Below are 14,954 nucleotides of genomic sequence, written 5' to 3'. Positions count from 1 at the left end.
CAGCGCGAGGGAGGAGCAGAAATGAAAGCCATGAATCTGAATCACTCGCATCCAACGGGTGCGGCAGCCTCGGAGATAGATACAAACTTAACACCGTCTAGGTTTCAGTGGCCTGAAACTCCTGTTGAATGGGCACGCACGATCCGTGAAGCTCCCTATCGCTCCTATCTGTACTCTTACCCACATAAAACGGCCTATCGTCCGTTTGATACACCGCCCTCATTGCAGGAGTTGTGGGAGAAGGAGGAGTTAGAAAGCTATTTTTTGTATATGCATATTCCATTTTGCGCGGCTCGCTGTGGATTTTGTAATCTCTTCACTTTGCCGGACAAGCGTCTGGATGTACATAAGGAGTATGTGGATGCGCTAGAAAGACAAGCCAAGCAATGGGCACCAATTATGGGCCGTCGGCCTTTTTCGCGTTTTGCGATCGGCGGCGGTACACCGACCTTACTGGAGGCTCCTTTGGTGGAGCGTTTGTTTGACATTGCGGAAAATATAATGGGACTGGACCCTAAACGAGCTTCTATTTCGGTGGAAACCTCTCCTGATACTGTGACTGAGGATAGGTTGGAGGTGCTCAAGCGCCGCGGGACAGATCGTGTCAGCATGGGAATTCAGAGCTTTGTGGAATCAGAAAGTGCCGCCATATACCGACCTCAGAAGCCAAAACTTGTTAGAGAAGCACTTGAGCGGCTGGTGGAATACAACTTTCCTTTGCTGAACGTGGATCTGATCTATGGCCTGCCTGGTCAAACGGTGGGAACCTGGCTGTATTCTTTAGAGGAAGCACTGTCTTACTCGCCAGGAGAGATTTTTCTTTACCCGTTATATATTCGAGAAAATACGATTTTAAAGCCAGGCTACACCGGGCTGGATCATGATATTCGCCTTACTTTGTATGAAGTGGCGCGTGAACGGCTCAAACAGGCAGGATATGTACAATATTCCATGCGCCGTTTTGCTAAAAATGATGGTATATCCAGCAAAGAGCTTTTGCCCTACAGTTGTCAGGAGGAAGGTATGGCCGGTCTGGGGTGTGGTGCACGCTCCTATACACGCAATGTCCACTATGCTAGCCGTTATGGTGTTAGTGCAGCAGCTACGCGTAGTATTATCGCAGATTATGTTGCTGCGGAACGTCATGATCTGGCTGACTACGGCTTTATTTTAAATGTGGATGAGAGTAAACGACGCTTTATCTTAAAGGCGCTTCTTCATCGGGAAGGTTTGGAGCTATCGGCCTATGCAGAGCGCTTCGGTGTATCCCTGTCGGACGATTTTACAGGAATGTCGTTGCTGCTGGAATCTGGTATGGCTGTCGTCGAGGAGGGTACGCTGCGACTTACAGAAGAAGGAATGGCCTATTCCGATGCGATTGGGGACTGGATGATCTCCACGTCAGTGCGTGAGCGCATGGAAGGATATGTAGGCGCATGAGAGCGACCTTATATTATCGTGGTTCGTTGACCTCTTGCAACTATGCTTGTCCTTACTGCCCGTTCAGTAAAAACGTTGATAGTCGGGAAACGTTGAACAAGGATCGGGCCCAGTTGGAACGTTTTGCTGATTGGGTACGGGAACAGGGCGCTTTGGGGCATCGTCTCTCTATTTTTTTTAATCCGTATGGAGAAGCCTTAATTCATTCCTGGTATCGCAAGACCATGATTGAGTTTTCCCACATGGCGCATGTGGAAAAAGTGGCGGTACAGACGAATCTATCGACTAAGCTGGATTGGACGCAAGAACTGAACCCGGAGACTGCTGCGCTGTGGGCTACATATCACCCTGGAGAGACGAAAGAGCAAGTTTTTATATCGCAGGCTATAAAGCTATATGAACTTGGTATTTCCTATAGTGTCGGTACCGTCGGGTTAAGACAGGCATTTCCGGCTATTCGTTCCTTGCGATCGCAACTTCCAAGGGATGTTTATTTGTGGATCAACGCCTACAAGGATCGTCCACATTATTATACAGATGCTGAGGTTGCTGAATTAACTGCGATAGACCCCTATTTTCAATGGAATTTAAAGGATTATAGCAGTCAGGGGCGGGGATGTCGCGCCGGTGAAGATGTATTTTATGTCCAGGGTGACGGAAGAGTAAAACACTGCTATCAGGATCGACGGGTGCTTGGACACTTATACAGGGATGGTCTTGAGGGTCTGAGTAGCAAACGTCCGTGCCGAATGAAAGAATGCGGCTGCTATATAGGCTATATTCATATGGAAGAGCAGCCGTTTCGGGAAATGTACGGTAGTGGCTTACTCGAAAGGGTGCCGCGGGTACAGGTAGCTCCGGTTCCATCATTTGGCAGACAGGCTATTCATAGAGCAAATGAATCCATATAGCAAGGGACGTCCACGTCTATATGTAATACTATAGCACCTTGATCTATTAGAGAAACGAGCAACAAAAAAGAACCGACCTTTGCCCTCAAGCAAAGGTCGGTTCTTCTGTTTTATAATAAGTTTGTGTGACGATCTTATGCGAAATAATCAAGTTTGGACAATAGCAGTAATTTCTTCATCCAGATCCAATCTGATTTGTTCGCGATAGGCACGAATATTGTATTCGGAATATAGGTATCTCAGAATTGCTTCAATCATATTGGCTTCCACCAGATATTGACTGCGGCCCTGTACATGGACTTCTGCTGAATAACCTGTATCCTCTTCCCAGCTTAATTCTACTGTCACATCAGTGGGCTGGACACCTTTGCGTTCAGCCATATGCAAGCAAATAGCGTTGACAATCTCATCCATACTCAAAATCATAGCTTAGTAACGTCCTCCGCGGGAATCATCTGGTCTGCGACGATTTTTAATAGCACGGTAGATACCTACTCCAGCCATGATCAGGACATAAATGGCGAGAACGTTAACGGCAAGGCCAAGCAAGCTGCCTAATGCGCCCATGTTACCGAACAATCCACCGAAGAGCATACCTGCCAAACCGCCCAGCATCATACCTTTCAGGAATCCGCCGCCACCGCCAAGGAATCCACCAGTTCTGCTTGTATTACCGGCAGTTGCCCCTGACTTGGTTCCGCTATCTGACTTATTGATGCCATTGCTGTCATTCGCCTTGCTTGGTGTAGATTGGTACGATTTAGGCCCGGATTTAAACCCGCCGCCTCGCCTTGCATCAGCTGTAGATGGTGCGATCATAGCAATGAATAGGGTAAAAGCCATCATCAGCATCATCATATTTTTCAAAGTGAATGTTTTTTTCATGTAAATATAATCCCCCTTAGTAAATTGTTTTATAGGTCAAACAACCGCTTACTAGTAATACGAATGGCATGGAAAAGGGTTTCAAAGAATTTTAATTATTAAAAAATTAAATAATTAAATAATTAAATAATTAAATAATTAAATAATTAAATAATAACGTTCCTTAAATCCTATGCATGGATTAGCAAAAGCATTCAGCTTTGCGGCTTAAGTGAAAACGGATTAGTGTCCGCACTGACATCACCGGCAAGCAGCATGTGCAGAACCATTTGGCACCATTCCAGACCTGCTTTAGCATTCAAAAGCCCTTTTTGTACTAAAATATAGTCACCAAAGCTCTTACTGCCAAAATGTAAATTCTCTGCGGGAATGTTGTTCAGAATATCCTCTAGATGCTGGATTTTCTGAATAAAATGACGTTTGCGTTCCTCCAGCATACGATTGGCACTACTTTTGTCTGTCAACCAAAGACAGAACAGTCGAAGACTTAATTCATCCCGTGTAACCGGAGCAGCTAACGCTTCCTGGGACCATTGCTGAAGCATATGGATTCCCTTGTCGGTAATGGTATACATTTTCTTATCAGGCTTGTCGGACTGCTGAATCCAACGGGAGGCTAGTAGTTCCTTGCCCTCCATACGGGCCAGTAGCGGATAGATCTGACTGTGCTTGGCCTGCCAAAAAGGCTGGATACGCAACATCAGATCATAGCCGGAGGATTCCTCTCTTGCGAGAAGCCCCAACAGACCATACGATAGTAAATTCATAGATCTTATCTCCTTCATCCATCATAGTAACGGTTGTAACAGCACTGCGGCAGGTATTCTGCAGCTTCATGAAAAGTGTACACTGAAACTGTATGGTTTGACAACTTTCAGACAGGTCGTTCACAGGTTAGCCCAAATTGGCTCCTGTCATTTTCCACGTATATGCGCTTTTTTTCATAAAAAAGGGTAGTTTAAGCTCGTATGTACGAGCTTAAACTACCTAGTAACTTTCTGCCGAAGCGTATCCTATTTACTGTTCATTCCCGTCAACGACAAGCGTTAACGCTCCTGTATCTGGATGAATAACCATGCCGTGAACGGGGGCATTAGGGGGGAGAAGCGGGTGATTTTTAATAAGCTTCACGGTAGTTTTTACCCCTTCTTCAATGTTGTCAAAACCTTTCAACCATTTATTTAGCTTAATTCCTGAATTTTCTAATGTATTCAGCACTTCCTGAGAAATTCCGCGATCGAGCATTTCATTGACCATGTGGTCTGCATTTAATGCAGCCATGCCGCATTCATAATGGCCCACGACCACTACTTCGTCTGCTCCCAGCTCATACAGGGCGACTAGTACACTGCGCATTACGCTTCCAAAGGGCTGTGAAATAATCGCACCCGCATTTTTGATGATTTTCACATCACCATTACGCAGGTTCATGGCTTTAGGGAGTAACTCTGTTAGCCGTGTATCCATACAGGTGATAATGACCATTTTTTTATTGGGGAACTTGCCCGTTCTATAGGCCTCGTATTCTTTGTTTTCTACGAAAACACGATTGTACTCTAAAATTTCTTTGATGTGATCCACGATTGTTCCCTCCAGATTCTCATAAAGTTTGATATGTACAGCCAACGTTTATTTCAGGTCTTAGGAGCTGGTCGTACATGTTGTGTGTTGATTATACTTTTTAATATAAGTATCATCAAGTATAGGTATTGTAAAGTTTTAACCATTTTAAGTTAAAGAGGTGACCTCAAATATGGCGCAACAGACGTTGGATCAATTGACGGCTTTAAAGGAGCTCGCACAAAAAATTAGTAGTTATGGCGAAGCAGTAGGTCTGCTGCACTGGGATTTACGGACTGGTGCTCCGCGCAAGGGCGTTGACATTCGGTCGGAGACGTTAGGTATGCTGTCCACTGAAATGTTCAAGCTGATGATCTCGGATGAAATGGGACAATTGCTGCAATTTTTTGCCGCAGAAGATAAGCTGAAGCAACTGGAGGACAATGATCGCAGATTGGTGGAGGAATGCCGTAAAAATTATGAACTGAATCGTTCGGTTCCGGCAGACCGATATCGGCAGTATAGCATTCTTGCAGCACAGGCAGAGAGCAAGTGGGAGGACGCAAAGGAACATAGCGATTTTGCCGGATTTGAACCGTACTTGTCTAAAATCGTAGACATGAAGCGTGAGTTTATCGGCTACTGGGGTGTTAAGGATACAGAGTATGACACGCTTTTGGATCAATATGAGCCGGGGATGACGGTTGAAAAGTTGGATGCTGTGTTTGATCGTCTCAAAAAGCGCCTTGTGCCCCTATTGTCTAAAATTCAGGCTTCATCGAACCAGCCGGATAAGAGCTTTTTAGATGGTGTGTTTGATGTGAAGCAGCAGGAGAAGTTCAGCCTGTTCATTTTAGGACAGATGGGGTATGACTTTGACGCAGGTCGTTTGGATGAGAGTGTACATCCTTTCGCAACAGGATTAAATCCAGGTGATGTGCGTATAACAACTCATTATCTGCAAGATGATGTAACCAGTGCTATTTTCAGTTCGTTGCATGAAGGAGGCCATGCACTGTACGAACAAAATATTGCTCCAGAGCTGGCAGGATCACTACTGTCTGGAGGAACCTCTATGGGGATTCATGAATCCCAGTCGCGCTTGTGGGAAAATAAAATCGGACGCAGTCGTGCTTTTTGGGATCGGTATTACGATGATTTGCAAAAGCATTTTCCTGATCGTTTGGCGAAGGTTACGGCAGAGCAATTCTACCGGGCAGTCAACCGTGTGGAAAATTCACTGATTCGTATTGAAGCGGATGAGCTAACATATAATTTACATATCATTATCCGTTATGAAATTGAAAAAATGCTGTTTAATGAAAAGCTGGATGTGAAGCGTCTCCCCGAGGTGTGGAATGCGAAATATAAGGACTACCTGGGGCTTCTACCACCGAATGACGGACTGGGCGTACTTCAAGACGTTCACTGGTCCGGTGGTGATTTTGGTTATTTTGCTTCCTACTCGCTTGGCAATATGTATGCAGCGCAAATTTTGGCGACATTACGCAAAGAGTTGCCCAATCTGGATGAATTAATTGCTGCTGGGGAACTTGAGCCGATCAAGCAATGGCTGACCGAACGTATTTACCGTTACGGCAAGAGTCGGACGCCATCCGAGTTGATTGTAGCCATTACAGGTGAGGAGCTGAACCCGGATTATCTCGCCGACTATCTGGAAGAGAAATATACCTCCATATACAAGCTGTAATTTAGAAACTATAAAATAATCATATATGCATCTACCCCGCGTTCCTAGGCGAACGCGGGTTTTTTTTGTGCGATTAACCATTATAACGACAGTCGCATAACAATATATGAAGTCAACCGATGTAAAAAGGTGGGGAGGGAACAAGGATGAAAAACGGCGCTCGTTTCAAAGCTGTGGTGGCTGCGGCACTACTCGGATTACTGTTGCTCAGTGGGTGCACCCCTAAAGGAGGGGAGCAGACGATTGAGATCAGACTGGGCGAGGTAGCCCGTACGGTCTTTTATGCGCCGCAGTATGTAGCCTTGAGCCAGGGGATGTTTGCTCAGGAGGGACTGGATGTCCAACTCGCAACGATTCCCGGGGGTGACAAGGCGATGACGGCGTTATTGTCCAATCAGGCAGATATCGCGCTGATCGGCGCGGAAACATCTATTTATGTGTATCAGCAAGGAGCAGAGGACCCTATCATTAATTTTGCCCAACTGACACAGAAGGATGGTACCTTTTTATTTGCCCGTCAAACGCAGGATAGCTTTGAATGGGAAAAGCTGAAAGGACAAAACTTTTTGGGGCAACGCAAGGGCGGAATGCCGCAAATGTCACTTGAATTTACGCTTCGCAAACACGGCATTGATCCTCATAAGGATCTGAAGCTGATTCAAAATATTGATTTTGCTAATGTTGCCTCTGCTTTCGGCTCCGGTACAGGGGATTATGTGCAGCTGTTTGAGCCACAGGCATCTATTTTTGAAAAGGAAGGCCGTGGACGGGTAGTTGCCTCTATCGGTGTGGAGAGCGGCGAGTTGCCGTATACGGTATATATGGCTAAGCAAAGCTACCTGAACACAAATAGCGAGGCTGCACAGAAATTTACAAATGCTGTATATCGGGCACAACAGTGGATTGATACGCATTCACCTGAACAGATTGCTGAAGCAATCACGCCCTATTTTAAAGATACAGATTTAGCTGTTTTGACGAGTAGTATCAAACGATATAAGGAACAGAGTACCTATGCTTTGAACCCGATGATTGAGGAAAAGGAATGGAAGAACTTACAGGATGTCATGACCTCGGCAGGGGAGCTTAAAAGTCCGGTTGTACTAGATAAGCTAGTGAACCCAAGCTTTGCACAACAAGCGATTTCATCAAACTCTACCGGGAATACTGAACCGCCTGTGAAAAAGAGCACAACTGAATCTACGGATGCAGGTGTCGGTGCTGGAGGTTCGTCATGATGGAGGAACGGAGTGGCCTCACTTCGGACGCGACCATCCCGATGGTGAGAATGGAGAAAGTGACGCATGTCTATGTAACGGATCGTGAAGCTTCGCTGGCGGTTGAGAATATTGATTTTTCTGTAGAGACAGGGGAGTTTGTCAGTTTGGTTGGTCCAAGCGGCTGCGGCAAAACGACGATCCTGTCCATGATCGCGGGGCTACTGCGTCCAGCGGCAGGCCAAGTCATGCTGCAAGGTCAGCCGGTAAGTGGTCCGAGTCCAGAGGTCGGTTACATGCTGCAGCAGGATTATCTGTTCCCGTGGCGGACGATAATGGATAACGCATTGTTGGGTTTGGAGCTAGGCAATAGAGTGGATGAAGCTGCGCGTGAGCGGACACGGCTGTTGCTGGAAGGCATGGGTCTAGGAGGGAAGGAGCATCTGCATCCGTCCCAGCTGTCTGGGGGAATGCGTCAGCGCGTGGCGCTGGTACGGACGCTGGCGACCAATCCGGGGCTGCTGCTGCTGGATGAGCCTTTCTCCGCGCTGGATTATCAAACCAAGCTACAGCTGGAAGATCTGATTGCGGAAACCTTGCGCGAGCGGAGAAAGACGGCTATTTTAGTCACACATGATTTGGCCGAGGCCATTGCGGTCAGTGACCGGATTATAGTGATGGGTCGAAATCCTGGTCATGTCCGACGTACCTTCGAGATTCCGGATTGCATCCGAAAAGCTCAGCCTTTTTATGCACGCGAGCAGCCGGGTTTTAATGAGCTTTTTCATGAAATATGGGGTGAACTGGAGGCTTCGGGAGCAAAGGAGTGAGTTAACGTATGAAGGACGAAGCGGATCAGCTTGAGCAACGTTGGATTCAAGGACTACATCAGGCGTATTTACGCAGCAGGCGTTCGCAGCGATGGTTAGTGACAGGTGTACAGACAGCTATTTTACTGCTTTTGTTTGTGCTATGGGAAATTGCAGGCCGTTTGAAGTGGATTGATGTACTGTTGTTCAGCTATCCGAGCAAAATTTTCACCCAGATCGGTAAGGATGCGGTCAGTGGTGAATTATGGGGACATGTAGGTGTCACCGTGGGAGAAACGATGGCGGGGTTTTTACTCGGTACACTGTTAGGTACGTTGCTGGCTGTACTTATTTGGTGGTCACCGTTTTTGTCGAGGGTGCTTGATCCCTATATGGTCGTGTTCAACAGTATGCCTAAGGTGGCGCTAGGTCCAATTTTTATCGTCATGTTTGGGGCGGGATTTACTGCTATCCTAATGACAACCCTCTCCATTACGGTCATTATTACGACACTAGTCGTATACAACAGCTTTCAGGAAGTTGATTCGAATCTGATCAAAGTGGTTCGTACGTTTGGCGGATCACGCCGGGATACGTTTCAAAAGGTGATTTTACCTGCATCCTTTCCTGCAATCGTCTCTACGCTGAAAGTGAATGTCGGTATGGCATGGGTTGGCGTGATAGTTGGTGAATTTCTGGTGGCCAAAAACGGCTTAGGCTATTTGATTATCTATGGTTTTCAGGTGTTCAATTTCACGCTGGTTATGTCCAGTTTGTTGATCATTGCTGTCGTAGCTACACTGATGTATCAGGCGGTCGTGTATGTGGAGCATCGTCTGCTTTCCGGTCGTCCTCATCGGTAATAATAAAATTTCTGAACATTTGTGTAAAACGTGAAAATAAAGTACCATGAAAATGAAATACTTAATATTTATGAAAATGTGGAAACAGATTTCATCTAGAGAGGACAGAATTTTTTCATGGGCTTTCGTACGATTAAAACGGCTATTGCCGCATTAATGGCCGTACTTATTGCGGAGGGTTTTGGCATTCATGGAGCCACCTCAGCAGGGCTTTTAGCGATTTTGGGGGTGGATGTCACACGCAAGAGAAGTCTCCGTACCATTTCGGCGAGATTTTTTGCATCCGTCGTGGGGCTTCTTTTTGCTTGTGTTTTGTTTGTGGTATTCGGATTTCATGATTGGGTACTAGCATTATATATTTTAACGGCGTTTCCAGTCATTGTACGGGTGGGCTTTAAAGAAGGGATCGTCACCGGCTCGGTCGTGGTTTTTCGTGTATTCAGCGGCGGTGTGATTGATATGGAGGTACTGCTGACCCAGCTAGCTCTGCTAGTGATTGGACTGGGTTCCGCGATGATTGTCAATTTAGCCTATATGCCGGGTTCTGATAATACAATGCAACAAATTCGGCAGGAAGTGGATCGGACATTTTCTGTTATATTCAGAAATATGGCCAATACGCTGCGTAGTCCAGCATACATATGGGATGGCAAGGAAGTTATTGAAGCGAACAGCGTGATAGCCAAAGGGGTCACTGAGGCGGGGCGTTCCTTGGAAAATCAGATGCTTCGTCCCCAAGAGGGTTGGAATGTGTATTTTTATATGCGAAAAGAGCAGCTGGATTCGATCCAAAACATGATGCAGTTGATCGCACAAATGTATCAGCATATGCCGCAGGCCAAGCTTCTGGCCGAGCTGTTCGACCAGCTTAGCAATGACGTTTTGGCTGGACATTATACGGGACAGACTGAGAAGCTGCTGGAGCAGGTTCGTGAAGAATTTAAAGCAATGGAGCTTCCCGCAACCCGGGAGGAATTTGAGATTCGTTCGGCATTATTGCAGCTTACACATGAGCTTCATCAGTATTTGAAAATTGCGAAAAAGGACAAGGCCCCTACTCCAGTGAAAAATTAGAGTAAAGGCCTTGAGCGGCTACTACCCATGACGGACAGTAGCCTTTTCTTGTTCAGTGATGGTAGAAGCCGGATGACTGAAAGTCCGTTTGTGCCGAATTCGGTCTGTGATCCATAAGACAGCGGTGATCAGGCAAGGGTACAGCATAGCCCATCCGACAAAGGGGAAAACGATCGCCGTAGAGATGAACGATATCCAACTAATGGAAACCCCCCAGCGACTACCACGCAGAAGCTTAATTCCTGCTGCACAACCTCCGAGATAGGTCAGAATAAAGGTGGCGTTCGGGAACTGGATCAGGTTAGTGAGTGAAACAGTACCACTACCGTACAACACCATAATGATCACGAAGCAGACGCTAAGAAAAGCAATGCCACCGATAGGGGTATGGAATCGTTGGGATAACATGCCCATCCAGCGAAAGGCCTGTCCTTGCCGGGATAAAGCATAAGCGACACGTGAAGCGGCACCAACATAAGCAATAATAGTAGCGGTACAAATAAAGATACCCGTCAAGCCGGCAATTATTGCGCCCCATGGCCCGATAGCCCGACTGATCACCCATACGAGCGAAGCATCCGAATCCCCTGCAAGGTAACTTTGTGTGCCCACAGTAGCCAGCGCAGTTAAGAAATAAAGCAAACCAACAATGACGGCTGCAATGGTCACACCTCTAACGGCCGCCCGCTGGGGATTGGTGAATTCCTCTGACATATGGGACACGGCCTCCCAACCGATAAAACACCAAAACAGAATCGCGGCCGCTTGACCGACGGAGAGCCAGCCATGTGGAACAAACGGGGTGAAATGGACTGTTTCCATCTGAGGAAGTGCTGCGGCAATAGCGAATATAAGGACGGCAACGATAGCTATGACGACTGCGATCTGAATACGTCCCGCGACCTTCATGCCGATCCAATTGATGATCAGGCCCACCGCCAACATAGCAGCGGCTAACATCATGCGGCTTTCCTCTCCCCAGCCCATGGCTGCGGTCATATAGCCGGCTCCAGTGAGTGCGGCAACAGGTGCCCCAATCGGAACCGACATGAGAAAAAACCACCCGATATAAGCACCGGCACGTGGCGAAAAGGCCAACGTGACAAAATGCGATACCCCTCCCGCATTCGGAAATTTGGCGGATAGAAGACCCATGGAAAGTGCCATTGGCAGGATGAGCAGGGTCATAAAGCCCCATGCCAGCAGCGATGCCGGTCCCGCCATTTGGGCGGCAAGTCCAGGCACAATCAATATCCCTGAACCCAGTACAGCTCCGATATAGAGTGCAATGGCCTGTGGAAGACCAATGGTGGATTGAAGTTTACTTTCATTTGTCATGCAGAAAAGCCTTCTTTCTCTTGTTATTTTCTCCAGCTTATCAGATAATCAATCTATCGGAAAAACGGAATATAACGATTGCTTGCATCGGAAAAACCGATTGAAGGAGCGGATTATGGAATCGCGGCATTTGTTTACCTTTTTAAATGTAGTTGAGGCAGGCAGTTTTACGCGAGCAGCGCGTATACTGGATTATGCACAGTCGAGTATCACTGCTCAAATTCAAACGCTGGAGGCAGAGTTGGGTACGCCGCTTTTTGATCGCATTGGCAAGAAAATCATGCTGACGGATGCCGGACGACGTCTGCTGCCCTATGCGCAGGAAATTTCCAAGATGCATGCTATGGCCAAGGATGCGCTTCGTTCAGAAACGGAATTGGCAGGCACGCTGAAAATAGGAGCACCAGAGTCTCTGGCCGCTTTTCGTCTACCGAGTCTGATCCGTGAGTACAGAGAACGGTATCCGAAGGTTAAAATTGTCCTTAAACCCGGCGAATGCTGGGAATTACGCGATTTGATCCGCTCCGGTGAGCTGGATTTGGCTTTTTTGCTTCAGCCTGAGACGGAGGATAGAGAACTGAATGTCACCACGCTTATTCATGAGCCGATGGCCTTGGTTGCTCCACTTAAGCATTCGTTGGTTACCTATACCCGGGTAGAGCCTGCTGACTTGAAGGACGAAACCATTTTGCATACGGAGGCAGGATGTACGTACCGTATCCTTTTTGAGCAGTATTTGAATAAACACGGTATTTTTTCAGACCCTAGCCTGGAATTTTGGAGTATTGAAGCCATCAAGCAGTGTGTCATGGCTGGATTGGGTATCGCGCTGCTTCCGCTGGTAACGGTACAAAACGAGCTGCGAGAAGGTAAAATGGCGCGTTTAGCCTGGGATGACAGTGAACAGCAGGTGGCTACTCAGGTCGCCTATCACACGAAAAAGTGGAAATCCCCGGCTCTTAGTGAATTTTTACAGATCGTTGAGCAGCATGTAACACATTGGCGTGCATGAGTTCAAGCCATCGCGGCATATGCTTATACAAATAATATTTTTTCCTTTTCGCCTATTCACTCAACATTCGCCCACAACCTGCATACATATGTATGGAATGATTGATTGTATGGAGGAGGTTCAAGAATGGCATTAAGTCATAAAAATCGTAGAGAGATTATTACCAAAGCGATCTGTGGTAAAGGTCGCAGATTCTCTACCGTAACCCATACCGTAACTCCGCCGAATAATCCGACGAGCATTTTAGGGGCATGGATTATTAACCACCAGTATGAAGCTGTGGCGGCGGGGGACGGCATTGAGGTCGTCGGGACGTATGATATCAATATTTGGTACTCATACGATAAAAACTCGCAGACCGATGTGGCCAAGGAAACGGTGTCGTACGTGGAAAATGTGCCGCTCTCGTATCTTGATCCGAAGCACCGGGCGTCTACAGTGGAAGTATCCGCCGAAGCTACACAGGAGCCGAGTTGCGTCGAGGCCAGTGTGTCTTCTGGAGGTGGCAGCGTAATGATCCGGGTCGAGCGGGAATTTGCGGTGGAGCTGGTGGCGGAAACGAAGATTGTTGTAGAAGTATTCCCGAATGGTAGCAGCGATGATTTTGACAAAGACTTTGATTTTGGAGCGGAAGAGGGGGACTATGAGGAGCTCGACCCCGACCTCATTGACGACGAGCTCTGACAGAAGTAACCAAAAAGAGGGCCGCTTTACTCTTTGCGCCGGCTGATTCTGCGCAGGGGGCAAAGGCCCTCCTTTTTTGTTATTGTGGGTTGAAATTGGGTTGAAATCCGTACGTAGTCCGTAGGGGGGAATATGATGCAGCAGCCGGGACAGGCGCTCATACGCTTCAGACAGATGCCAAATGATGAAAAAAAGCGTAGACTGGAGCGTTCAGGCATAGCGGTGCAGTGGATGGATAGCAGTATAGCAGATTTTGCGATAGGCTACGCGGTGCAAATCCATCTACTGCGAGTGTTGGAAATTCGTAGACGTGCCATCGAAGGCCCTTCCAAAGTCCGCGCATACGATCTGTCTGAACTGGATCAACATTCACCGCTCTATGTCCGGATGGAGCGGCTGGCTGTACGAGCGTTGTACACCCTGGGTTTGGACAGTGGTGAGGTGGTACTGACGCCGCTGGGGGAGCGCAGCTGTCAGGTGCGCGAAATCTCGGCACAGCCATGGCTGAACGATGGACGTTTGGCCACATTATATGAAATTGCTGCGCGCGAAGGGGATGTTGAGAGTGAGAATCTTTCAGCGCAACGAGGAAGAGATCGACTGCTCATCGGAATGGACCCTGAATTTGTGCTGGTTCGTATGCCCGAGGGACGGGTCGTTCCGGCCTCAAGATATTTGGGTCGTCTCGGCATAGCCGGCTGCGATGCTGTTACTCGTCGAGGACGAACACTGTATCCAGTCGCTGAGCTTCGCCCTGCGCCGAGTGGAGATCCGGCCCATCTGCTGAAGCACCTGCGTCAAGCTTTTGCAACAGCAGCCCGGCGCATTGCCGACCACACACTCATCTGGCAGGCAGGGGGGATGCCACAACCGGGTTTTCCGCTGGGCGGACATCTGCATTTCAGCGGGGTTTCGCTAAACGGTGCCTTGCTTCGGGCACTAGATAACTATTTGGCACTGCCTTTGGCGCTACTGGAAGACAAGCGTGCGACTCGGCGCAGACCGCATTATGGCAATTTAGGTGATTTTCGCCGTCAGTCGTATGGAGGCTTTGAATATCGTACACTGCCCAGTTTTCTTATCTCGCCACAGCTGGCGAAAGGTGTGATTGGAATGGCGTTTCTCATTGCCTCTCAATATCCGCGTTTGCAACGTAGGCCGCTGGGTGAGGAGGAGGCTCACAGAGCCTTTTATGAAGGAAATCAACTTGTCCTTAAAGAGTATATGGAACCTCTTATTTTGGACATGGTTTCACTGGAAATATACTCGCAATATGAAGCTTATGTAGCGCCATTGCTGGACAGCCTCCGCAAGGGGAAACAGTGGGATGAATCACGGGATTTGCGCCCGTATTGGAAGCTTACGTAAAATCAAGTGTCGACACCAGGAATGGTTTCATGTTATCGACTGTCATTTTTGATATAATGAGAGATAATTATAAGTTTAAACG

15 protein-coding genes are annotated in these 14,954 nt (G+C 47.6%); 10 read left to right on the top strand and 5 right to left on the bottom strand.

Annotated features, from left to right (window positions below; genetic code table 11):
* The first annotated feature begins 21 nt into the window (after positions 1-21).
* Together ACUUJN_RS15260 and ACUUJN_RS15255 are read left to right on the top strand one after the other, a co-directional pair.
* On the top strand, positions 22-1,440 hold the full coding sequence (locus ACUUJN_RS15260) for an STM4012 family radical SAM protein (protein WP_484668685.1): 1,419 nt from the start codon (positions 22-24) through the stop codon (positions 1,438-1,440).
* The gene (locus tag ACUUJN_RS15255; RefSeq protein ID WP_484668684.1) at positions 1,437-2,351 is read left to right on the top strand and encodes an STM4011 family radical SAM protein; all 915 of its coding nucleotides are present in this window, start codon (positions 1,437-1,439) and stop codon (positions 2,349-2,351) included. Before ACUUJN_RS15260 ends, ACUUJN_RS15255 begins: the two co-directional genes overlap by 4 nt.
* A 147-nt stretch (positions 2,352-2,498) precedes the next feature.
* Here the strand turns inward: ACUUJN_RS15255 and ACUUJN_RS15250 are convergent, their stop codons facing one another.
* The 4 genes from ACUUJN_RS15250 to ACUUJN_RS15235 form a co-directional block, all read right to left on the bottom strand.
* The gene (locus ACUUJN_RS15250; RefSeq protein ID WP_013310599.1) at positions 2,499-2,777 is read right to left on the bottom strand and encodes a YxcD family protein; all 279 of its coding nucleotides are present in this window, start codon (positions 2,775-2,777) and stop codon (positions 2,499-2,501) included.
* 3 nt (positions 2,778-2,780) lie between these two features.
* On the bottom strand, positions 2,781-3,236 hold the full coding sequence (locus ACUUJN_RS15245) for a hypothetical protein (protein ID WP_023989057.1): 456 nt from the start codon (positions 3,234-3,236) through the stop codon (positions 2,781-2,783).
* Positions 3,237-3,430: 194 nt separating this feature from the next.
* Positions 3,431-4,003, bottom strand: coding sequence for a PadR family transcriptional regulator (locus tag ACUUJN_RS15240; protein WP_209942616.1), 573 nt, complete (start codon positions 4,001-4,003; stop codon positions 3,431-3,433).
* 250 nt (positions 4,004-4,253) lie between these two features.
* Positions 4,254-4,817 carry a beta-class carbonic anhydrase gene (locus ACUUJN_RS15235; protein ID WP_013310596.1) on the bottom strand — a complete coding sequence of 188 codons (564 nt, stop codon included), beginning with the start codon at positions 4,815-4,817 and terminating at the stop codon, positions 4,254-4,256.
* A gap of 172 nt (positions 4,818-4,989) precedes the next feature.
* Between ACUUJN_RS15235 and ACUUJN_RS15230 the strand changes: the two genes are divergently transcribed.
* The 5 genes from ACUUJN_RS15230 (at position 4,990) to ACUUJN_RS15210 (ending at position 10,470) form a co-directional block, all read left to right on the top strand.
* Entirely contained in the window at positions 4,990-6,507 is a 1,518-nt protein-coding gene (locus ACUUJN_RS15230; protein ID WP_484668683.1) for a carboxypeptidase M32, read from the top strand.
* Between the two features lie 146 nt (positions 6,508-6,653).
* Positions 6,654-7,745, top strand: coding sequence for an ABC transporter substrate-binding protein (locus ACUUJN_RS15225; protein WP_075154365.1), 1,092 nt, complete (start codon positions 6,654-6,656; stop codon positions 7,743-7,745).
* Positions 7,742-8,554 (top strand): ABC transporter ATP-binding protein, encoded by an 813-nt coding sequence (locus ACUUJN_RS15220; RefSeq protein ID WP_023989052.1) that lies wholly within the window; start codon positions 7,742-7,744, stop codon positions 8,552-8,554. Before ACUUJN_RS15225 ends, ACUUJN_RS15220 begins: the two co-directional genes overlap by 4 nt.
* Before the next feature lie 8 nt (positions 8,555-8,562).
* Positions 8,563-9,396, top strand: a complete 834-nt coding sequence (locus ACUUJN_RS15215; RefSeq protein ID WP_013310592.1) for an ABC transporter permease — start codon at positions 8,563-8,565, stop codon at positions 9,394-9,396.
* A gap of 117 nt (positions 9,397-9,513) precedes the next feature.
* On the top strand, positions 9,514-10,470 hold the full coding sequence (locus ACUUJN_RS15210; RefSeq protein WP_023989050.1) for an aromatic acid exporter family protein: 957 nt from the start codon (positions 9,514-9,516) through the stop codon (positions 10,468-10,470).
* Positions 10,471-10,491: 21 nt separating this feature from the next.
* On the opposite strand, the gene ACUUJN_RS15205 is transcribed toward ACUUJN_RS15210, so the two are convergent.
* Complete coding sequence (locus ACUUJN_RS15205) at positions 10,492-11,808, bottom strand: amino acid permease (protein ID WP_484668682.1); 1,317 nt, start codon at positions 11,806-11,808, stop codon at positions 10,492-10,494.
* Between the two features lie 115 nt (positions 11,809-11,923).
* On the opposite strand from ACUUJN_RS15205, the gene ACUUJN_RS15200 reads away from it, so the two are divergent.
* From ACUUJN_RS15200 to ACUUJN_RS15190, 3 genes are all read left to right on the top strand, one after another.
* The gene (locus ACUUJN_RS15200) at positions 11,924-12,820 is read left to right on the top strand and encodes a LysR family transcriptional regulator (RefSeq protein WP_069080296.1); all 897 of its coding nucleotides are present in this window, start codon (positions 11,924-11,926) and stop codon (positions 12,818-12,820) included.
* A 126-nt stretch (positions 12,821-12,946) separates the two neighbouring features.
* A complete protein-coding gene (locus ACUUJN_RS15195; protein WP_013310588.1) occupies positions 12,947-13,504 on the top strand; it encodes an outer spore coat protein CotE in 558 nt (185 codons plus the stop codon).
* A gap of 132 nt (positions 13,505-13,636) precedes the next feature.
* Positions 13,637-14,872, top strand: coding sequence for a putative amidoligase domain-containing protein (locus ACUUJN_RS15190; protein WP_075154364.1), 1,236 nt, complete (start codon positions 13,637-13,639; stop codon positions 14,870-14,872).
* Positions 14,873-14,954 lie beyond the last annotated feature (82 nt).

Source organism: Paenibacillus sp. LRG-1, from assembly GCF_057220305.1.
Note: the sequence above shows the minus strand (reverse complement) of the source record. Positions and strands in the feature narration are given on the sequence as shown.